Origin of the sequence: Streptomyces sp. A0592, assembly GCF_004795115.1 — a bacterium.
In the GTDB taxonomy this organism is placed as follows: domain Bacteria; phylum Actinomycetota; class Actinomycetes; order Streptomycetales; family Streptomycetaceae; genus Streptomyces; species Streptomyces erythrochromogenes.
Genome location: NZ_SSBM01000007.1, coordinates 250,156 through 267,954, shown reverse-complemented (window position 1 = coordinate 267,954; position 17,799 = coordinate 250,156). Strand labels below are relative to the sequence as shown.

At 72.2% G+C, this 17,799-nt stretch carries 15 protein-coding genes and 2 tRNA genes; 4 read left to right on the top strand and 13 right to left on the bottom strand.

Going from position 1 to position 17,799, the window contains the following annotated elements:
* Nucleotides 1–12 precede the first annotated feature (12 nt).
* From E6U81_RS13860 to E6U81_RS13825, 8 genes are all read right to left on the bottom strand, one after another.
* Nucleotides 13–2,238, bottom strand: coding sequence for a glycosyltransferase family 39 protein (locus E6U81_RS13860; RefSeq protein WP_136230377.1), 2,226 nt, complete (start codon nucleotides 2,236–2,238; stop codon nucleotides 13–15).
* The gene (locus tag E6U81_RS13855) at nucleotides 2,235–3,551 is read right to left on the bottom strand and encodes a bifunctional glycosyltransferase family 2/GtrA family protein (protein ID WP_136230376.1); all 1,317 of its coding nucleotides are present in this window, start codon (nucleotides 3,549–3,551) and stop codon (nucleotides 2,235–2,237) included. The genes E6U81_RS13860 and E6U81_RS13855 overlap by 4 nt, the downstream gene beginning before the upstream one ends.
* A gap of 25 nt (nucleotides 3,552–3,576) precedes the next feature.
* The gene (locus E6U81_RS13850) at nucleotides 3,577–5,139 is read right to left on the bottom strand and encodes a HAMP domain-containing sensor histidine kinase (RefSeq protein ID WP_136230375.1); all 1,563 of its coding nucleotides are present in this window, start codon (nucleotides 5,137–5,139) and stop codon (nucleotides 3,577–3,579) included.
* Nucleotides 5,139–5,906: a response regulator transcription factor gene (locus E6U81_RS13845; RefSeq protein WP_136230374.1), complete on the bottom strand. Its 768-nt coding sequence runs from the start codon at nucleotides 5,904–5,906 to the stop codon at nucleotides 5,139–5,141. Before E6U81_RS13845 ends, E6U81_RS13850 begins: the two co-directional genes overlap by 1 nt.
* Nucleotides 5,907–6,036: 130 nt before the next feature.
* A complete protein-coding gene (locus tag E6U81_RS13840; protein ID WP_136230373.1) occupies nucleotides 6,037–6,918 on the bottom strand; it encodes an amidohydrolase family protein in 882 nt (293 codons plus the stop codon).
* Complete coding sequence (locus tag E6U81_RS13835; RefSeq protein WP_031156277.1) at nucleotides 6,902–7,240, bottom strand: antibiotic biosynthesis monooxygenase; 339 nt, start codon at nucleotides 7,238–7,240, stop codon at nucleotides 6,902–6,904. The genes E6U81_RS13840 and E6U81_RS13835 overlap by 17 nt, the downstream gene beginning before the upstream one ends.
* 115 nt (nucleotides 7,241–7,355) lie before the next feature.
* Complete coding sequence (locus tag E6U81_RS13830; RefSeq protein ID WP_136230372.1) at nucleotides 7,356–8,249, bottom strand: DUF2797 domain-containing protein; 894 nt, start codon at nucleotides 8,247–8,249, stop codon at nucleotides 7,356–7,358.
* Entirely contained in the window at nucleotides 8,246–8,680 is a 435-nt protein-coding gene (locus E6U81_RS13825; protein ID WP_136230371.1) for an Lrp/AsnC family transcriptional regulator, read from the bottom strand. Before E6U81_RS13825 ends, E6U81_RS13830 begins: the two co-directional genes overlap by 4 nt.
* A gap of 107 nt (nucleotides 8,681–8,787) precedes the next feature.
* Between E6U81_RS13825 and E6U81_RS13820 the strand changes: the two genes are divergently transcribed.
* Nucleotides 8,788–9,699 (top strand): SMP-30/gluconolactonase/LRE family protein, encoded by a 912-nt coding sequence (locus tag E6U81_RS13820; protein ID WP_206309920.1) that lies wholly within the window; start codon nucleotides 8,788–8,790, stop codon nucleotides 9,697–9,699.
* Between the two features lie 22 nt (nucleotides 9,700–9,721).
* Here the strand turns inward: E6U81_RS13820 and E6U81_RS13815 are convergent, their stop codons facing one another.
* The 3 genes from E6U81_RS13815 to E6U81_RS13805 form a co-directional block, all read right to left on the bottom strand.
* A complete protein-coding gene (locus E6U81_RS13815) occupies nucleotides 9,722–10,087 on the bottom strand; it encodes a PH domain-containing protein (protein WP_030839590.1) in 366 nt (121 codons plus the stop codon).
* Between the two features lie 200 nt (nucleotides 10,088–10,287).
* A tRNA-Arg gene (locus E6U81_RS13810) sits at nucleotides 10,288–10,360 on the bottom strand.
* Nucleotides 10,361–10,608: 248 nt separating this feature from the next.
* Nucleotides 10,609–10,699 (bottom strand) — tRNA-Ser (locus E6U81_RS13805).
* Nucleotides 10,700–10,885: 186 nt separating this feature from the next.
* Here E6U81_RS13805 and E6U81_RS13800 point away from each other — a divergent pair.
* From E6U81_RS13800 to E6U81_RS13790, 3 genes are all read left to right on the top strand, one after another.
* Nucleotides 10,886–11,311 (top strand): SSI family serine proteinase inhibitor, encoded by a 426-nt coding sequence (locus E6U81_RS13800; protein WP_136230370.1) that lies wholly within the window; start codon nucleotides 10,886–10,888, stop codon nucleotides 11,309–11,311.
* Between the two features lie 120 nt (nucleotides 11,312–11,431).
* Nucleotides 11,432–14,755 (top strand): PAS domain-containing protein, encoded by a 3,324-nt coding sequence (locus E6U81_RS13795; RefSeq protein WP_136230369.1) that lies wholly within the window; start codon nucleotides 11,432–11,434, stop codon nucleotides 14,753–14,755.
* A 13-nt stretch (nucleotides 14,756–14,768) separates the two neighbouring features.
* Entirely contained in the window at nucleotides 14,769–15,344 is a 576-nt protein-coding gene (locus E6U81_RS13790) for an antibiotic biosynthesis monooxygenase (protein ID WP_136230368.1), read from the top strand.
* Nucleotides 15,345–15,365: 21 nt separating this feature from the next.
* Here the strand turns inward: E6U81_RS13790 and E6U81_RS13785 are convergent, their stop codons facing one another.
* Nucleotides 15,366–17,015: a long-chain fatty acid--CoA ligase gene (locus E6U81_RS13785; protein WP_136230367.1), complete on the bottom strand. Its 1,650-nt coding sequence runs from the start codon at nucleotides 17,013–17,015 to the stop codon at nucleotides 15,366–15,368.
* A 151-nt stretch (nucleotides 17,016–17,166) separates the two neighbouring features.
* The gene (locus tag E6U81_RS13780) at nucleotides 17,167–17,700 is read right to left on the bottom strand and encodes a SigE family RNA polymerase sigma factor (RefSeq protein WP_136230366.1); all 534 of its coding nucleotides are present in this window, start codon (nucleotides 17,698–17,700) and stop codon (nucleotides 17,167–17,169) included.
* Between the last annotated feature and the right edge of the window lie 99 nt (nucleotides 17,701–17,799).

The window sequence follows — 17,799 nt, the reverse complement described above, 5'->3', positions numbered from 1 at the left end:
GATGACGCGGGGTCAGGACGTAGGGGTCGTCAGGTCGTAGAAGGTGGCTCCGCCGACCGTGGACTCCTTGAACGTGGCCTTCACCCAGTTCTCGATCTCCGTGCTGGTGCCGCCCCCCGGGCCTCCGGGACCACCGCCGCCACGGCGTCCGCCGCCCTCACCCGTGCCCGTGCCCGCGCTCGTGCTCGTGCTCGTGCTCGTGCTGCCCTGCCCGATGAACCAGTGGATCTTCCCGTCCCGCACGTACTCCTTGAACTGCTCCAGGGTCGGTGAGGGGTCACTGCCGTTGAAGCCGCCGATCGGCATGACGGGCACGCCGGAGGCCAGCTGGTAACTCGCCGCGTTCTGCGCGCCGATGGCCGCCGCTGCCCAGGTGTAGGCGTCGGAGTCGGCCGTGAGGGCCGCCTTGGCCTCGGCGCTGACGCGGGCACCGTTGAGCAGGCCGCCGGCTCCGCCCGGGCCGCCGCCCGTCATGCCGCCGGGGAAGCCTCCCGGACGCTCGGCTCCGCGGCCGGCCGCTCCGGGCATGCCTCCCTGGCCCTGGCCCGGCGGTACGGCTCCCTGCGGCAGCGCGCCACCGGGCTGCTGCCCGCCGCCCGGCCACGTACCGCCACCGCCCTGACCGTCCTGGCCGCCGCCCTGACCGTCCTGACCACCCGGCCGCATTTCGCCGAATCCGCCGGCCCCACCGGCCCCGCCCGGGCCGCCCATCATCCCGCCGGGTCCGCCCCGGCCACCCGCCACCGCCGGTCCGGCGGTCACGATGGATCCGGTGTGGCCGGTGCTCACGGTGGTCATGCAGTACGCGAGCGGTCCGGCCAGGGCCGCGGCCACTCCGAGCCCCGCCGTGGCCTGCAGCATCCGCCGGCCGACCCGCCCCGCGAACGGCAGCGCGACCGCGGCGAGCAGCCCGCCCACCAGCACGGCCCAGCGCAGCCACGGCAGGTAGCCGGTGGCGCGGCCGAGCAGGACGTACGACCAGAGCGCCGTCAGTGCGAGCGTCCCGGAGAGGGTGACGGCGGCCATCGTGCTGCCGCGCTCCTCCCACAGCACGGCCACGCCCATGCCGATCAGCGCGGCCACGAAAGGCGCCAGAGCCACGGTGTAGTACTCGTGGAAGATGCCCTGCATGTAGCTGAAGACCACCGCGGTGATCAGCAGCGAGCCGCCCCAGGCCAGGAAGGCCGCGCGCGCCATGCCGTCCACCGAGTCGGTGGCCCGGCGGGCCCGCCAGGTGATCACCAGCCCGGCCACGAGCAGCACCAGGGCGGCAGGCAGCAGCCAGGAGATCTGCCCGCCGATGTTGCCCGAGAAGAGCCGGTCGATCCCGCTCTCTCCCCAGCGTCCGCCACCGCCGCCGCCACCGGGGCCACCCGCTCCGCCGCCGCCGACGCTGCCGGTCTCATTGCCGTTGATCCGGCCGAGGCCGTTGTATCCGAGGGTCAGTTCCAGGAAGGAGTTGTTCTGCGAGCCGCCGATGTACGGGCGGGAGGAGGCGGGCCACAGTTCGACGACGGCGACCCACCAGCCGCCCGCCACCACCATCGCGCCGCCTGCGAGCAGCAGCTGACCGAGCCTGCGGCGCAGCCCGGTGGGCGCGCAGACGGCGTACAGCACGGCGAGCGGCGGCAGGATGACGAAAGCCTGCAGGGTCTTGGTGAGGAAGGCGAAGCCGACCGCCACGCCGGCCCAGACCAGCCAGCGGGTGTGCGCCCCTTCGAGGGCCCGCAGCAGGCAGTACACGGTGACGGTGAGCAGCAGGGTCAGCAGCGCGTCGGGGTTGTTGAAGCGGAACATCAATGCGGCGACGGGTGTCAGTGCGAAGGCGGCGCCGCTCAGCAGCGCCGCCCCCGGCCCGAACTGGCGGCGTACAGCGGCGTACAGCACACCGGTGGTCGCCACACCCATCAGGGCCTGCGGGACGAGGATCTGCCAGGAGCCCAGCCCGAAGAGCCGGACCGACAGCATCATCGGCCACAGGGCGGCCGGGGGCTTGTCGACGGTGATGGAGTTGCCCGCGTCGGAGGAGCCGAAGAAGAAGGCCTTCCAACTCTCGCTGCCGGCCTGCACGGCCGCCGAGTAGAAGGAGTTCGCGTAGCCGGAGGCGTCCAGGTCCCACAGCAGCAGGGCCGCGGTGGCGATCAGCAGCCCGGCGAGGGCGGGCCGTTCCCAGCGGGGCCGGGCGGTGGGGGCGCCGGCCACGGCGGCCGGGAAGATCGGGAGTGCTGCCGTGGTCATCGGCCCTCCTTGGACGTGGAAGTGGATAGGGATGCGGAGGTGGAGGTGGAGGTGGAGATACGGGCATGGGCGCCGCGCCGCTCGGGGAAGACCCAGGCGCGCAGGAGCAGGAAGCGCAGCACGGTGGCTGCGAGGTTCGCGGTGATCAGGACGGCCAGCTCGGTGCCGTGCGCGGGGTGGGGCGTGGCCGCCGTGAGGGCGGCCAGGGAGCCGCTGGTGAGCGCCAGCCCGATGCCGAAGACCACCAGCCCCTGGGCCTGGTGACGTACGGCCCGCTCCCTGCCGCGGACGCCGAAGGTCAGCCGGCGGTTGGCCGCTGTGTTGGCCACGGCGGAAAGCAGCAGAGCAGCGCCGTTGGCGAGCTGAGGGCCGGCCCCGCCCCGGAAGGCGGAGTACAGCACCAGGTAGAGCAGGGTGGAGAGGACTCCGACGGTGCAGAAGCCGATGAGCTGCCGGGCGAGTCCGCCGTCCACCCCCGGCACCGCGGTGCGGTCGCGCGGGTCGTCGCCGAAGGGGCGGGCGAGCCGGTCGAGCGGGAGCGCTCCGACGGCCAGCGCCCGGCCCACGCGCCAGACGCCTTTGAGGTCCTCGGTGGCGGTCCTGACGATGTGGACGGTGGAGTCGGGGTCGTCGACCCAGTCCACGGGCACTTCGTGGATCCGCAGCCCGGCCCGTTCGGCGAGCACGAGCAGTTCGGTGTCGAAGAACCAGCCCGTGTCCTCCACCAGTGGCAGCAGGCGCTCGGCGACCTCGCGCCGGATGGCCTTGAAGCCGCACTGCGCGTCGCTGAACCGGGCGGCGAGGGAGGACCGCAGCAGGAGGTTGTAGGCGCGGGAGACGAACTCCCGCTTGGCTCCCCGCACGACCCGTGAGGAGCGGGCCAGGCGGGTGCCGATGGCGAGGTCGGAGTGACCGGAGATGAGGGGGGCGACGAGCGGCAGCAGCGCGTTCAGGTCGGTGGAGAGGTCCACGTCCATGTAGGCGAGGACGGGGGCGTCGGAACCGGACCAGACCGTGCGCAGGGCCCTGCCCCGGCCCTTCTCCTCCAGGCGGGTGCTGCGTACGCCGTCCAGGGCCGCGGCGAGCCCGGCCGCGACCTCGGGGGTGCGGTCGGTACTCGCGTTGTCGGCGACCGTGATCCGGAAGGGATAAGGGAAGGTCCGGCTGAGGTGCTCGTGGAGTCGGCGCACGCACGGCCCGAGGTCCTTCTCCTCGTTGAAGACCGGGATCACCACGTCGAGGACGGGCTCGCCGGGCAGCGGCGCGAGGGGCGCCCGCGCCGGAAGGGCCCCGGGAGAGGTGTCGGTTGGCATGCTCCGACACTCGCGGAGCCGCCTGTCACCTCAGTGTGGTGAGCCTGTGGCCGGTCTGTGAGTCCGGACCCGTCGGCCCGTTGGCCCCGGCGAGCGGCAGGACGACCTCGAAGCAGGTCCGTCCCGGCTCGCTCTGCACGCCGACGCTCCCGCCGTGGGCCGTGACCACGGCCTGGACGATGGCCAGCCCGAGGCCCGTGGAACCGGCGGCCCGGGAGCGGGAGGCATCCCCGCGGGCGAAGCGCTCGAAGACGCGGGGGAGCAGCTCGGGAGCGATTCCGGGTCCGTCGTCCTCGATGCGCAGCCGGACGGCGGATGTTTCACGTGAAACATGGGCGGTGACGGTGGTGCCGGGCGGTGTGTGGGTACGGGCGTTGGCGAGCAGGTTCACCAGCACCTGTTGGATGCGGGCGGCGTCGGCGCGTACGGACGCGGGCTCCTCGGGCAGGTTCAGGCGCCAGCGGTGTTCCGGCCCGGCGGCCCGGGCGTCGCTGACGGCGTCGATGACGAGCGGGGCGAGGTCGGCTTCGGTGTCGGTGGTGGACAGCGGGCGGCCCGCGTCGAGTCGCGCCAGCAGGAGCAGGTCCTCGACCAGGCCGGTCATCCGGGTGGCCTCGGACTCGATCCGGCCCAGGGCGTGCCGGGTGTCGGGGCCGGGCTCCTCGCGGCCCCGGCGGGTGAGTTCGGCGTAGCCGCGGATGGAGGCCAGCGGCGTACGCAGTTCATGGCTGGCGTCGGCGACGAACTGCCGCACCCGCATCTCGCTCTGCTGGCGCGCCGTGAGGGCGGAGGAGACATGGCCGAGCATCCGGTTGATGGCGGCGCCGACCTGGCCCACCTCGGTGCGGGGGTCGGCCTCGGCGTCCGGGACCCGTTCGTGGAGCGCGGGCTCGCCCTTGTGCAGGGGGAGTTCGGAGACCCGGGTGGCGGTGGCCGCGACTCGGCGCAGCGGACGCAGGGCGACCCCGACCAGGGCCTGCCCGGCGAGCGAGGCGGCGATCAGCCCGGCCAGGGTGACGCAGACCTCGACCCCGACCAGGGTGCGGACGGTGGAGTCGACCTCGCTGAGCGGGAAGGCGAGGACGACTGCCCGGTCCGGGGAGGCGAGCACCCGGTAGCTGCCCAGGCCCGGCAGCTCCGCGCCCACCGCTCGCCCGGGCGAGCCCTGGCCGTCCTTCTGGGCGGCCCGGGCGGCCCGGGCGAGGACCGTGCTCTGGGCTTCGGTGAGCGGCGGCGGTACCTGGTCGGGCGACCATCCCTCGCCGCGGGTGTTGCGGGCGCTGGCCACGACCGCGCCGTCGTGGTCCAGGCGGATCCCCACGGTGTCCAGCGGGCTGCCGGGGGCCATGACGAAGCCGGCTCCGCCCTCCCGGGCCGCCTTCCCGCCGGGCACCCGGGCGGCCATCTTCATGGACGTGTCCAGCTGCTCGTCGAGCTGGGTGACCAGGTACGAGCGCAGCGCGAGGGTGGTGACGGTTCCGATGGCCGCTCCCACCACGGCGATCAGGGCCACCGCCGAGACGACGAGCCGGGTCCGCAGCGACCAGGGCCGGCGCCCGCCCGGCCGCCGGCTCCTGCGCTGTGCCACTACTCGGCCGGCTTGATCAGGTAGCCCGCCCCGCGCCGGGTGTGGATCATCGACGGCAGGCCGAGGCCGCTCTCCAGCTTGCGGCGCAGGTAGGAGATGTAGAGCTCGACCACGTTGGCCTGGCCGCCGAAGTCGTAGGACCAGACCCGGTCCAGGATCTGCGCCTTGCTGAGCACGCGCCGCGGATTTCGCATGAGGTAGCGCAGCAGCTCGAACTCGGTGGCGGTCAGGTGGACCTCCTGGCCGCCCCGGACCACCTCGTGGCTGTCCTCGTCGAGGCGCAGATCACCGACGGTGAGCACCGAGCCGCCGCGCGCCGCCTGTGCCGCGCCCGAACGCCGCACCAGGCCGCGCAGCCGGGCCACGACCTCCTCCAGGCTGAAGGGCTTGGTGACGTAGTCGTCGCCGCCGGCGGTGAGGCCGGCGATCCGGTCCTCCACGGAGTCCTTGGCGGTCAGGAACAGGACGGGGACCTGGGGAATCTCCCGGCGCAGCTGTCCGAGGACGGTGAGACCGTCCATGTCGGGGAGCATGACGTCGAGGACGACCACGTCCGGGCGGAAGCCACGCGCTGCCCGCAGGGCCCCGGCGCCGTCGCCGGCGCTGCGGACCTCGCAGCCTTCGTAGCGCAGGGCCATGGACAGCAGCTCGGAGAGCGAGGCCTCGTCGTCGACGACGAGCACCCGGCAGGGCCCGCCGTCGGGCCGTACCAGGGCCGTGTGGTTGCCGGTGGACGTGGACGCTTGGGAGGTGGTCGTCGCAGTCATACGGACACGCTCCCCGGCGCCTCTGAGAGCGTTCTTGCCCCAACCTGTGAATTTCCTGAGAAAGGGGCCCCGGCCCGTCGGGAGCCCGGTCGGGAGCCCGGTCGGGCGGCGCGGGTCCGGGCGGGGCCGGTCAGCCGTCGAGGCGGAACAGCCGGGCGCCGTTGTCGTGGCAGACCGCCCGCAGCCAGTCGTCGCCCAGGCTCAGCCGTTCGAGGGCGGCGAGCTGGTGCTCGTACGGGTAGGGGATGTTCGGGAAGTCGGTCCCGAACAGGATCCGGTCGCCGAGGTCCGCGAGCCGGCCGAGATCCGCGGGCGGGAATCCGCTGAACCGCTCGGAGAAGTCGGTGAAGGCCATGGTCGTGTCGAGGCGCACCGCCGGATGCCGGTCGGCGAGGTCGAGGAAGTCCGCGTACTCGGGCATGCCCATGTGGGCGATGACCAGCGGCAACCGCGGATGACGGGCCAGCAGCCGGGCGACCGGGTCGGGGCCCGTGTACTTGCCGGGGACGGGACCGGAGCCGCAGTGGATCACGGTGGGGGTGCCGGCCTCGGCCAGCAGCCCCCAGACGGGGTCGAGCAGATCGTCGTTCGGGTCGTAGCCGCCGACCTGGAGGTGCGCCTTGAAGATCCGCGCACCCGATTCCACGGCCTGGCGGACGTAGGTGTCCACTCCCTCCTCCGGGAAGAAGGTCGCGGTGTGCAGGCAGTCCGGGGTGCGGGCCGCGAAATCGGCGGACCAGGCGTTGAGCCAGGCGGCCATCTCCGGCTTGTGCGGATAGAGCATCGAGGTGAAGGCCCGTACCCCGAACTCCCGCAGGAGCGCGACGCGCTGGTCCTCCTCGTGGCGGTAGGTGATGGGCCACTCGACACCGGTCAGCGGGCCGATCGCGTCGAAGTAGTCCCACACCTTGTCCAGGACCCGCTCGGGCATGAAGTGCGTGTGGACGTCAACCAGTCCGGGCAGCCCGAGCCGCTCCCGGAAGGCGCGGACCGCATCAGCCGTTGCGGACAAAGCCGTGGCTCCGCTCGACGGTCGCGACGTGCAGGGTGTAGCTCTCGTACCAGTCGGCGCGACCCTTCTTCATGGCCGCCTGGTGCTCCATGTTCTCGCGCCACACCGTGAGGGACTCGTGGTCCCGGAAGTAGGCGACGGTGATGCCCAGGCCTTCGGGATTGCGCGCGGACTCGTAGCCGAGGTAGCCGGGGATCGCCTGGACGATCTCCTCCATCCGATCGTTGAGCTCATCGAGTCCGGTGTCGTCCGCGGTACGGACGCTACTGAAAACGGCCATGACATAGGGCGGTTCGAAGGCCGCCACCGGCTGAGTGGTCATGCCCACCACCCTCGGCCGAGCGACCCCGGCATGTCCACCCGATGCGGCCCCGGGAGACCAAAGGGATCCAAGACTTGACCATGGCACCGGCCGCGTGGACCCCCCTCCCAGGATGTCAGAACAGCCCGTCCTGCTCCGCGGGAGGCGCGGCCGCGGACGGGATCTGGGCCACCGGCACCGAGGTCACCGCCCCCTCGTCCGGGGCAGCGAGCTCCCAGCCGGCCAGCAGCCGGGTGTCGACCACGAGCCCGTCCTCGAAGTGCAGGTCGGGCCCGGCGGCGCCGACCAGCCGCCCCACGACGGCCCGGTCGGCCGCCATCTCCGCGACCACCCGGTCCGGGGCCGGGAGTCCCTCCCAGCTGTCCATCCCGAACACCACTGCATGATCGGTGACTTCGCATCCCAGTCGCTCCAGGGACTCCGGCCACCCGGCCAGCGCCGCCGCCCGGCCGTGCAGCTCAGTAACCTCCCGCGCCCGCTCCGGCGCACCGGGCAGATGTGCCCGCACGGCACGCTTGCGCGCGTACGCGATCCGGTCGGGCACCCCGAGCGCCGCCCGCAACAGCTCCTCGGTACGCCGGGTGGCCATCAGCGGCCCGCGTCCCAGCCAGGTCCAGGACATCGCCCCCTGCTCCAGCAGCCGGGCGGAGCCGCGCTCCTCGGCGGTGATCCCGACCTTGACCATGCCGGGGCCGAACCAGGCCAGATAGACCCGGTAGGTCCGCGGATCGGCGACGTTGGTGTCGGACGCCACGGAGAACGACCGGTCGAGGCGCGCGCATTCGGGGCACTGCGCACCGCCTGCGCGGCCCGGAACGAGGGCGGAGACCGGGCAGGGGGTCCGCTTCCCGGCCCGCCACACGCCGAGGCAGTGCCGCTCCCCGCGCGCGACGAAGGCCAGCCTCTGCCCGTACGCCGGCGCGCTCACGCGCTCGCCGCGCCCCTGGCCGTACCAGCCGATGACCGGGGCGGAGCCCTTCCACCGGATTCCGGTGCACCACCAGGTCACAGCGGGAGCGGTCGCTCGAAGAAGGTGTCCAGGACGACGGTCGCATGCGTACCGCTGACGCCGTTGATGGCGTAGAGGCGGCGCAGCACGTCCTGCAGCTGCTCGGTCGAGGCCGTGCGCACCTTCACCAGCACCGACGCGCTGCCCGCGATGATGTGCGCCTCCTGGATCTCCGGGATCGCGGCGAAGTCGCCTGCGGACTCGCCCATCCACGCGTTGGAGTCGACCATCACGTAGGCGAGGACCCCGCTGCCGACAGCGGCCGGGTCGACGTCGATGGTGGTCCGCCGGATCACCCCGCGCTCGCGCAGTTTGCGTACGCGCTCGTGGGTGGCCCCGGCCGAAAGCCCGACGGCCGTGCCGAGAGCCGCGTAGGACTGCCCGGCGTCCTGCTGCAGGCGCAGGACGAGCGCCCGGTCGATGTCGTCCACGCAATCTCCCTCTCTTGGGCCTGACAACCCTTGCGAAGACGGTACCTGATCCTGCAATCTCACCATCGGGCCGAACAAGATTCGGCAATTCACTATCAGGGGGAATCGTGTCTGCCATAGCCGACCTCACGTTGTACGAGATCCTGGACGAGCGCTTCAAGACCGGCCGCTGCGCGAACGGCGACGCCCGGCTGGACCGGCTCTACGACGACTGCCGCTGGGCGGAAGGCCCGCTGTATCTGCCGGCCTGGCGGCAACTGGTGTGGAGCGACATCCCCAACGACCGGATGCTGCGCTGGGACGAGGCGACCGGCGCGGTCTCCGTCTTCCGCTCGCCCGCCGGGCACCCCAACGGCAACACCCTCGACCGCGAAGGCCGCCTGATCTCCTGTGAACAGGGCAACCGGCGCGTGACCCGGACCGAACCCGACGGCAGCATCACCGTCATCGCAGACCGCTTCGACGGCAAGCGGCTCAACAGCCCGAACGACGCGGTGGTCCGCTCGGACGGGTCCGTCTGGTTCTCCGACCCGGACTTCGGCATCACCAGCGACTACGAGGGCCACCGCGCACCCAGCGAGATCGGAGCCTGCAACCTCTACCGGGCCGATCCCGCGACCGGCGTGGTGCGCATGGTCGCCGACGGCTTCCTCGGCCCCAACGGGCTCGTCTTCTCCCCCGACGAGAGCGAGCTGTACGCGGCGGACACCAGGGCGGGCCACATCCGCGCCTTCAAGGTCACCGACGACGGCGCCCTCACCGGCGACCGGGTCTTCACGACTTGCCCCGGCATCGACAACATCCGCTTCGACGACGAGGGACGGCTGTGGGCGGCCGCGATGGAGAACGGCGTCCACTGCTACGCCGCGGACGGCACCCTGATCGGCCGCCTGCGCGTCCCCGAGCCCGTCTCGAACATCGCCTTCGGCGGCCCCAGGAACAACCGCCTCTTCATCACCGCCACCACCTCCCTCTACTCGCTGGTGATGTCGGTGACCGGCCTCCCCCGGGTCCTCTGACACCGGCAGGCCGGACGCCGGGCTACCGGGCTACGAACTGCGTCAGGATCGCCTGCACCTCGTAGATGTCGACACCCTTGGTGAAGGTCTTCTCGATCGGCGTCGAGCTGCCGGATATCCAGATCTTCAGCTCGGCGTCCAGATCGAAGTGGCCGGCGGTCTCCACCGAGAAGTGCGTGATGCTCCGGTACGGGACGGAGTGGTACTCCACCTTCTTGCCCGTGAGCCCCTGCTTGTCGACGAGCACCAGCCGCCGGTCGGTGAACAGGATCGTGTCGCGGATGAGCAGGAAGGCGGCGTGCACCTGCTCCCCCTGACCCAGCAACCGCGCATAGTCCCGCTGCGCCGACACGGGGTCGACGGTGTGCGCATTCCCGAACAGTCCCATGATTGCCCCCGTTTTCCAGCTTCGGACGATCTCCAAAAACCGTACCGACGCCGTCGGGTAGCCGACGTCCCCCGCCAGAGCCATCCCGCCCCTGACATCCCCCGGGGGATCCCCTCCCCTTCAAGGAGGACGCTCCGCCCGGCACATCCGGGACATACGACAGAGGCCCCGGACTTTCGTCCGGGGCCTCTTGCCTGCTGTGCACTCGGCAGGATTCGAACCTGCAACCTTCTGATCCGTAGTCAGATGCTCTATCCGTTAAGCTACGAGTGCTTGGGCTTCCCGGGGTTTTTCGCCCCGTTGGCCTTGCGAGAACAACAATACATGGACCTTGCCGGGACGCGAAATCCATTAGCCAAACCCACTCTGACCTGGGGAAACGCTCCGGATGAAGATCGTCCGCATGGGTCGGCGCCCGGGGTGGGGCAAGGCTCGGAACGCACCGGAACGCCCCGGTCGGCGTGCGGACCCCGGAACGCATCGAAGCCCCGGTCCTGACGGACCGGGGCTTCGATGAACTGCGGAGGCGGAGGGATTTGAACCCTCGATGGGTGGTAAGACCCAAACCGCATTAGCAGTGCGGCGCCATAGACCGGACTAGGCGACGCCTCCAGCACACCCCCGCGTACGAAGGTGCGTGCAGATGATGACACAGGCGCAGGGCCCCTCACCAATCCGCTCCCACGGTACTAGGCGGGACGGGCCGAGGGCAAAGCCTTAAAGGCCCCGCCGCACGCAACATCGGCGCGCCCGCGTCGTTGGTCAGGCGTATGACGTACGGACGACCTGGAGTGCCCCATGCTGCGTCTCGCCGCCTTCGCCGTCACCTCGGCCCTGGCCACCGCGGCCGCCGGGCCGCTGCCCCCACTGCCCCTGGGACAGCTGCTGGCCGCGCCCGACCGGCTGACCATGACCATGGCCGACACCGGCAACCGCCAGCTGGACCGCGAGTACACGCTCGAATGCGGCCCCGTCGGCGGCGACCACCCGGAGGCCGAGGGCGCCTGCGCGCGCCTGGACCAGCTCGCCGCAGAAGGACGAAACCCCTTCACCCCCGTCCCCCCGGACCAGCTCTGCACCAAGCAGTACGGCGGACCCGCCACCGCCCGCGTCACCGGAACGTGGAACGGCCGCAAGGTGAACGCCACCTTCCGCCGGACGGACGGATGCGAAATCAAGCGCTGGGACGAGTTGGAACCTCTGCTTCCGAGTGGGCGTTCCTGACCTGGGAGGATGACCGGAATGCGCGTTGTCGGCAGCACATCGGCCACCCCGCCGCGAGCCTGTGGCCTTAGACTCCTCCCGTGACTTGCCGGTAGTCGTTGGTCAGGGAGGAAGCTCGTCGTGAGCAGCAGGCCATCCCGAGGCGCTGCTCGCCTCGCAGCAATACTCGACGCCCTTCCGGACGCGCTGTTGCTCGTCAACGCCAACGGCACGGTCGTCAACGCCAATTCGATCGCGCTCGAGGTCATGGAGAGCCCCGGCACAGGACTGGTCGGCCGGGGCGTGCTCGACCTCCTGCCCGAGTTCGACTCCAAGCTGATCCCCGGCTCGATGCGCCGGCCGGGCGAGGACGAGGGCGGCCGCACCAAACCCAAGCGGATGGTCGCCCGCCGCACCGACGGCTCCGAGTTTCCCGTCGAGGTCACCAGCGCCCACCTCGACGGCCGCGACGCCTACCGCGAGCCGCAACCGGCCTACACCGGTGACGAGCTGCTGATGCTCGTGGTCCGGGACCTCTCCCAGACCGTCGACACCGAGGCCGAGCTGGCTCGCTCCCAGCGGCAGACCGAGATGATCCTGCGCGCCGCCGCCGAGGGCGTCGTGGGCACCGACACCGACGGACGCGTGGTGCTGGTCAACCCGGCGGCCGCCCAGATCCTCGGTTACCGCGCCACCGACCTCGGCAACCGCGAACTGCACGGCCTGGTCCAGCACTCCCGCGCCGACGGCTCGCCCTTCCCCTTCGAGGAGTCCCCGCTCGCCGACACCCTGCGCAGCGGACGCAAGCACCGCGTGCGCGGGCAGGTGCTGTGGAACAAGGCCGGGCAGCCGGTCGCCGTCGACCTGACCACCTCTCCCGTACGGGACGGGGAGCAGCTCGTGGGCGCCGTCATGACCTTCACGGACCGCCGGCCCTACGACGCCCTCGCCGCGCGGCACGCGCAGCTGATCGCCGTCCTCGGGGACTCCCTGCGCGGACCGCTGGACGAGCTGCGCGGCGAGCTGGCGACCCTGGCCGCCGACGACGCCGGGCAGCTGTGGCCCGAGGCCAACCAGCTCCTGCACCACCTGGCCGCCGGGTACTCGCGGATGACCACCCTGGTGGACAACGTGCTCGGCTTCCAGCGTCTGGACTCCGGCCGGGACAGGCTCGCCAAGAAGAAGGTCCTGATCAACGGCGTGGTCACGGCCGGCGTCGACGGCGCGATCGAGCTGATCGGCCCGGGTCGTGCGCAGTTCGCCGTCCACGCGCCCACCATCGAGGCCGAGGTGGACGCCGAGCGGATCTCGACCGCCCTCGCCCACCTGGTCGCGGACGTCGCCGGCGTGGACGCCACCGGCAAGACCCGTCAGGGCAGCGGGTACAGCGACTCGACGATCGTGGTGGCCGCCGCGCAGCGCGGCGACGTCGTACGGATCGAGGTGCGCGGCCCCTACGAGGGCGGCAACCCGGTCCACGAGCCGATCGTGCGGGGCATCGTGGCCGCGCACGGCGGTGTGCTGCAGACGGTGGAGGTGCCGGGCGCGCCCGGCGGGGCCTACGTGCTGGAACTCCCCCTCGGCGCGGGTGCCGGGACGGTGACCCTGCCCGAGCCGCCGGAGGAGCCCCCTGCGGGCACCGGCCCGGACGGCGCAGGGACGGCCGCGGACGCCGCCCCCGGCAAGGTCTCCGGCGGCCGGCGGGCCCGGCGCGGAGTGGACGCCTTCCTGGAGGACGAGGCGCCTGGACCCGAGGCCGCGCAGGCCGGCCAGGGCGGGGGCGCACTGGCGCTGCCCTCGGGCCGGCGACGGGCCGGCGAGGCCGCGCCGCAGGCCGGTCCCGAGCTCGCACAGTCCCCGGTGAACCCCGCGGGCCTCGGCACCGGTCGCAGGCGCGGCCGGGCCGGTGACGACAGCGGTGAGAGCGGCGGCCCCGAGGGCCAGGGCGGCCCCGGCCGCCCCGTGCAGCCGCAGGGCACCGCCATGCCCGCCCTCCCGCCCGTGCCCGCGGTGCCTCCGGTCCCGGTGACCGAGCACCCCGCCGGCCGGCGGCGGGCTCTGGGCCCGGCGGGTCCGGCGCAGCCCGGCGGTCCCGTCCCGGCGACGGGGCTCGGCCCGACGCCCGCTCCGGCACGGCCCATCGCCCCGGAGGGCGGCTTCGCGCTGCCCGCCGGCCCGACCCCGGTTCCCGCGGAAGCCGGCCCCGCCGCCGCTGCCTCCGAGGGCGAGACCGGCCCCGACGCCGCGGCACCGGCCGGGCGCCGTGGCCGCCGCGCTCTGGGCGCCCCGGCAGCCGAGCCCGAGGCGCCGTCCGCGCCCTTTGACGCGCCCGCCGAGAACCCGACCGGACGGCGGCGTGCGCTGTCCGGTGCCCCCGCGTGGCCGGTTCCGGCGGCCCGTACCGCTGCCGAGGACGACGGTGCCTCCGGCCAGGTCGCGGTTCCCGGAGCCCGCCAGCCACAGGACGCCCCGGCGCAGGGGCAGGCCGCGCAGCCGATCAGCGTGCGCGCGCTGGGCACCCTCGGCCAGGGCATCGCCGTCGATCCGGCCGGGGCGGTCCCCGCCGCCGGTTCCGGTTCCGGCCGCCGTCGCCGGCTCGCCGAGCCCAGCCCGCAGGGCCGGGCCTTCGCCATAGGGGCCCCCGAGGAGGGTTCCGACGAGGGACCCGAGCCGCTGGACGGTCCGGGGGGTGCGGTCGAGGTGGTCAACCGGCCCGTGCCGCAGCCCGTGGACGACGAACTCCCTCCGGAGCCCCTGGACAACCCGCGCCGGCTCCTGGTGTGGCCGGCGCCCGATGTGCAGACGCAGCAGGCGCTCAGCGACCGTGGCTACCGCCCGGTGGTCGTGCACTCCCGTGAGGAGGTGGACGCGCAGATCGCCGCCTTCCCGGCCGCGCTGTTCGTCGACCCACTGACCGGTCCGATCACCCGGACCGCCCTGCAGTCGCTGCGGCAGGCCGCCGTGGCCGCCGAGGTGCCCGTACTGGTCACGGCCGGGCTGGGGCATGCCACGCGCGAAGCGGCGTACGGCGCCGATCCGGCCGTGCTGCTCAAGGCGCTGGCCCCGCGCGACAGCGAGCAGCACCCCTCCCGGGTGCTGCTCATCGAGGAGCACGACGAGATCGCGACCGCGCTGACCGCGGCCCTGGAGCGGCGCGGCATGCAGGTCGCCCGGGCGGGCGCGGACACCGACGCCGTGGAGCTCGCGACGCGGATGCGGCCCAACCTGGTGGTCATGGACCTGATGCAGGTGCGCCGCCGGCGGGCCGGGATCGTGGACTGGCTGCGGGCGAACGGGCAGCTGAACCGCACCCCGCTGGTCGTCTACACGGCGACCGGGATCGATCCGGCCGAACTGCCGCGTCTGGCCTCGGGCGAGAGCGTGCTCTTCCTCGCCGAGCGGGCCACCACGACGGACGTCCAGGGCCGCATCGTGGACCTGCTGGCCAAGATCGGCACCAACTAGCGATCCTGGCCCGATGGCCATCACCGACACGACCGAGCACACAGTCCCCGCCGACAACGGGGAGGTGAACCTGCTCATCGCGCGGCAGGTCGAGCCCGGGCACGAGGAGACGTTCGAAGCCTGGGCCCACGGGATCCTGGAGACGGCCGCCGGTTTTCCGGACCATCTGGGCTACGGGCTCTTCCGTCCGGCGACCGAGGGCGGGCCGTGGTTCCTGGTCCACCGTTTCCGCAACCAGGCTGCCTTCCAGCGCTGGCAGGACTCCCCGGAGCGGGCCCAGTGGTTCTCCAACTGCCTGGGCCACCACCACACGGAGATAGCCCGGCGGGAACTGCACGGCATGGAGACGTGGTTCGCCAAGCCGGGTACGACCCGGCCCGCGCCGCCGCGGTGGAAGATGGCCATCAGCTCGGGGCTGGCCATCTTCCCGATCTCGCTCGCGGGCAACGCGGTGCTCGGGCCGTACCTGGTGGATCTGCACTTCGTGCTGCGAACGGCCGCCTTCGCCTTCGTCTTCAGCACGCTGATGACCTACGTGGCCATGCCCGCCGTCAGCAGGCTGCTACGGCCATGGCTCACGCGGGGCTAGACCCCGTCGGGGCCGGCCGCATCAGGCGATCTTGGTGACCTCCAGTGCACCGTCCGCGTACTGCTGGCGGATCACCTTCTTGTCGAACTTGCCCACGCTGGTCTTCGGCACGGCGGCGATGATCGTCCAGCGCTCCGGCAGCTGCCACTTGGCGATCGACAGCGAGAGGAACTCGCGCAGCCCCGTGTAGTCCACGGTCGCGCCGTCCTTGAGGACGACGGTGGCCAGCGGCCGCTCGCCCCACTTCTCGTCGGGGACGGCGACCACCGCGGCCTCGGCGACCTCGGGGTGCGCCATGAGCGCGTTCTCCAGCTCGACGCTCGAGATCCACTCGCCGCCGGACTTGATGACGTCCTTGGCGCGGTCGGTGAGGGTGAGGTAGCCGTCGGGGCTGATGACGCCGACGTCCCCGGTCTTGAGCCACCCGTCGGCGCTGAACTTGTCCTCGGGCTGGAAGGGCTCGCCCGAGGCGCCGCCGTAGTAGGCGTTCGCGATCCAGTTGCCGCGGACCTCGAGCTCGCCGGCCGACGCACCGTCCCAGGGCAGCAGGTCGCCGCCGGGGCCGACGAGACGGGCTTCGACACCTGCGGGGAAGCGGCCCTGCGTGATCCGGTAGGGCCACTCCTCCTCGGCGCTCAGACCGGCCGGCGGGTGCGCCATCGTGCCCAGCGGGGAGGTCTCCGTCATGCCCCAGGCGTGGCAGACGCGGACCCCGAGCTTGTCGTAGGCCTCCATCAGGGAGGGCGGACAGGCCGAGCCGCCGATGGTCACCTGCTTCATCGAGGACAGGTCGCGCGGGTTGGCGGTGACCTCGGCCAGCAGCCCCTGCCAGATGGTGGGCACGGCCGCGGCGTGCGAGGGCTTCTCCCGCTCGATCATCTCGGCGAGCGGGGCGGGCTGCAGGAAGCGGTCCGGCATCAGCATGTTGATGCCGGTCATGAAGGTGGCGTGCGGCAGGCCCCAGGCGTTCACGTGGAACTGCGGAACCACCACGAGGGTGGTGTCCTTGTCGGTCAGCCCCATCGACTCGGCCATGTTGACCTGCATGGAGTGCAGGTAGAGCGAGCGGTGGGAGTAGACGACGCCCTTCGGGTCCCCGGTCGTGCCGGAGGTGTAGCACATCGCGGCGGCCTGGCGCTCGTCCAGCTCGGGCCAGTCGTAGCTGTCGGAGCGGCCTTGGAGGAGCTCCTCGTACTCGTGCACGCGCACGTTCAGGCCGTCGAGCGCGGAGCGGTCGCCGATGCCGGACACGACGACGTGCTCGACGGTCGGCAGGTGCGGCAGCAGCGGCGCGAGCAGCGGCAGCAGCGTGCCGTTGACCAGGACGACCCGGTCGGCGGCGTGGTTGACGATGAAGACCAGCTGCTCCGGGGGAAGCCGCAGGTTCAGCGTGTGCAGGACCGCGCCCATCGAGGGGATCGCGAAGTACGCCTCGACGTGCTCGGCGTTGTTCCACATGAGGGTGGCGACCCGCTCGTCCTGCTGCACTCCGAGCTCGTCGCGCAGGGCGCCGGCGAGGCGGGTGGCTCGGAGGCCGATCTCGGCGAAACTGCGTCGGTGCGGCTCTGCCTCCCCGGTCCAGGTCGTGACCTGGGACTTTCCGTGGATCGTCATCCCGTGGCGGAGTATGCGGGTGACGAGGAGCGGTACGTCCTGCATGGTGCTGAGCAAAGCGTCCTCCCGGTGAGCGCTGCGGCGCTGCGGCGGCTACGGATGCTGCCGATTCTGCGCACGTACCGCTCGGTCTGTCACTACCCGAGAGTAGAAACCGCTTCGTGTTTCACGTGAAACATCCTCGGGTTTCACGTGAAACACCGCCGCCTCAGCGCACCGGGGTGAGCTCCGGGTCCTCTCGGAGCTTGCCCAGCGCGCGGGAGACGGCGCTCTTGACCGTGCCGACCGAGACTCCCAGGAGTTCGGCGGTCTGCACCTCGCTCAAGTCCTCGTAGTAGCGCAGGACGACCATGGCCCGCTGCCGGTCCGGCAGCCGGGTCACCGCACGCCACATCGCGTCGCGCAGCGCCTGGACCTCGGCGGGGTCGGAGGACGGGGCCCCTTCGGCTTCCGGGAGCTCGTCGCATACGAACTCGTCGACCTTGCGCTTGCGCCACTGGGAGGTACGGGTGTTGACGAGGGTCCGCCGGACGTAGCCGTCCAGGGCGCGGTGGTCCTCGATGCGGTCCCAGGCGACGTACGTCTTCACGAGGGCCGTCTGGAGCAGGTCCTCCGCGTCGCAGGGGTTGGCGGTGAGGGAGCGCGCGGTGCGCATCAGGACGGTGCCGCGGGTACGGACGTACGCCGAGAACGACGGGTACGGCGTCGGATTCGAGGCGAGCGTGCACACAGGCGGGGTCATGTCTCCACGCTAGGAGCGCCCGTCATCGCTGGAATCGCCCGCAGGTGCCGATGGGGGATCCATCTCAGGTTGTAGGAGTAGGGCCATCCCCACCCCCTG

Coding starts and splice junctions, on each gene's coding strand:
- E6U81_RS13860 (WP_136230377.1), bottom strand. CDS start 2,238: ATGACCACGGCAGCACTCCCGATCTTCCCGGCCGCCGTGGCCGGCGCC.
- E6U81_RS13855 (WP_136230376.1), bottom strand. CDS start 3,551: ATGCCAACCGACACCTCTCCCGGGGCCCTTCCGGCGCGGGCGCCCCTC.
- E6U81_RS13845 (WP_136230374.1), bottom strand. CDS start 5,906: ATGACTGCGACGACCACCTCCCAAGCGTCCACGTCCACCGGCAACCAC.
- E6U81_RS13835 (WP_031156277.1), bottom strand. CDS start 7,240: ATGACCACTCAGCCGGTGGCGGCCTTCGAACCGCCCTATGTCATGGCC.
- E6U81_RS13815 (WP_030839590.1), bottom strand. CDS start 10,087: ATGGGACTGTTCGGGAATGCGCACACCGTCGACCCCGTGTCGGCGCAG.
- E6U81_RS13800 (WP_136230370.1), top strand. CDS start 10,886: ATGCTGCGTCTCGCCGCCTTCGCCGTCACCTCGGCCCTGGCCACCGCG.
- E6U81_RS13790 (WP_136230368.1), top strand. CDS start 14,769: ATGGCCATCACCGACACGACCGAGCACACAGTCCCCGCCGACAACGGG.
- E6U81_RS13780 (WP_136230366.1), bottom strand. CDS start 17,700: ATGACCCCGCCTGTGTGCACGCTCGCCTCGAATCCGACGCCGTACCCG.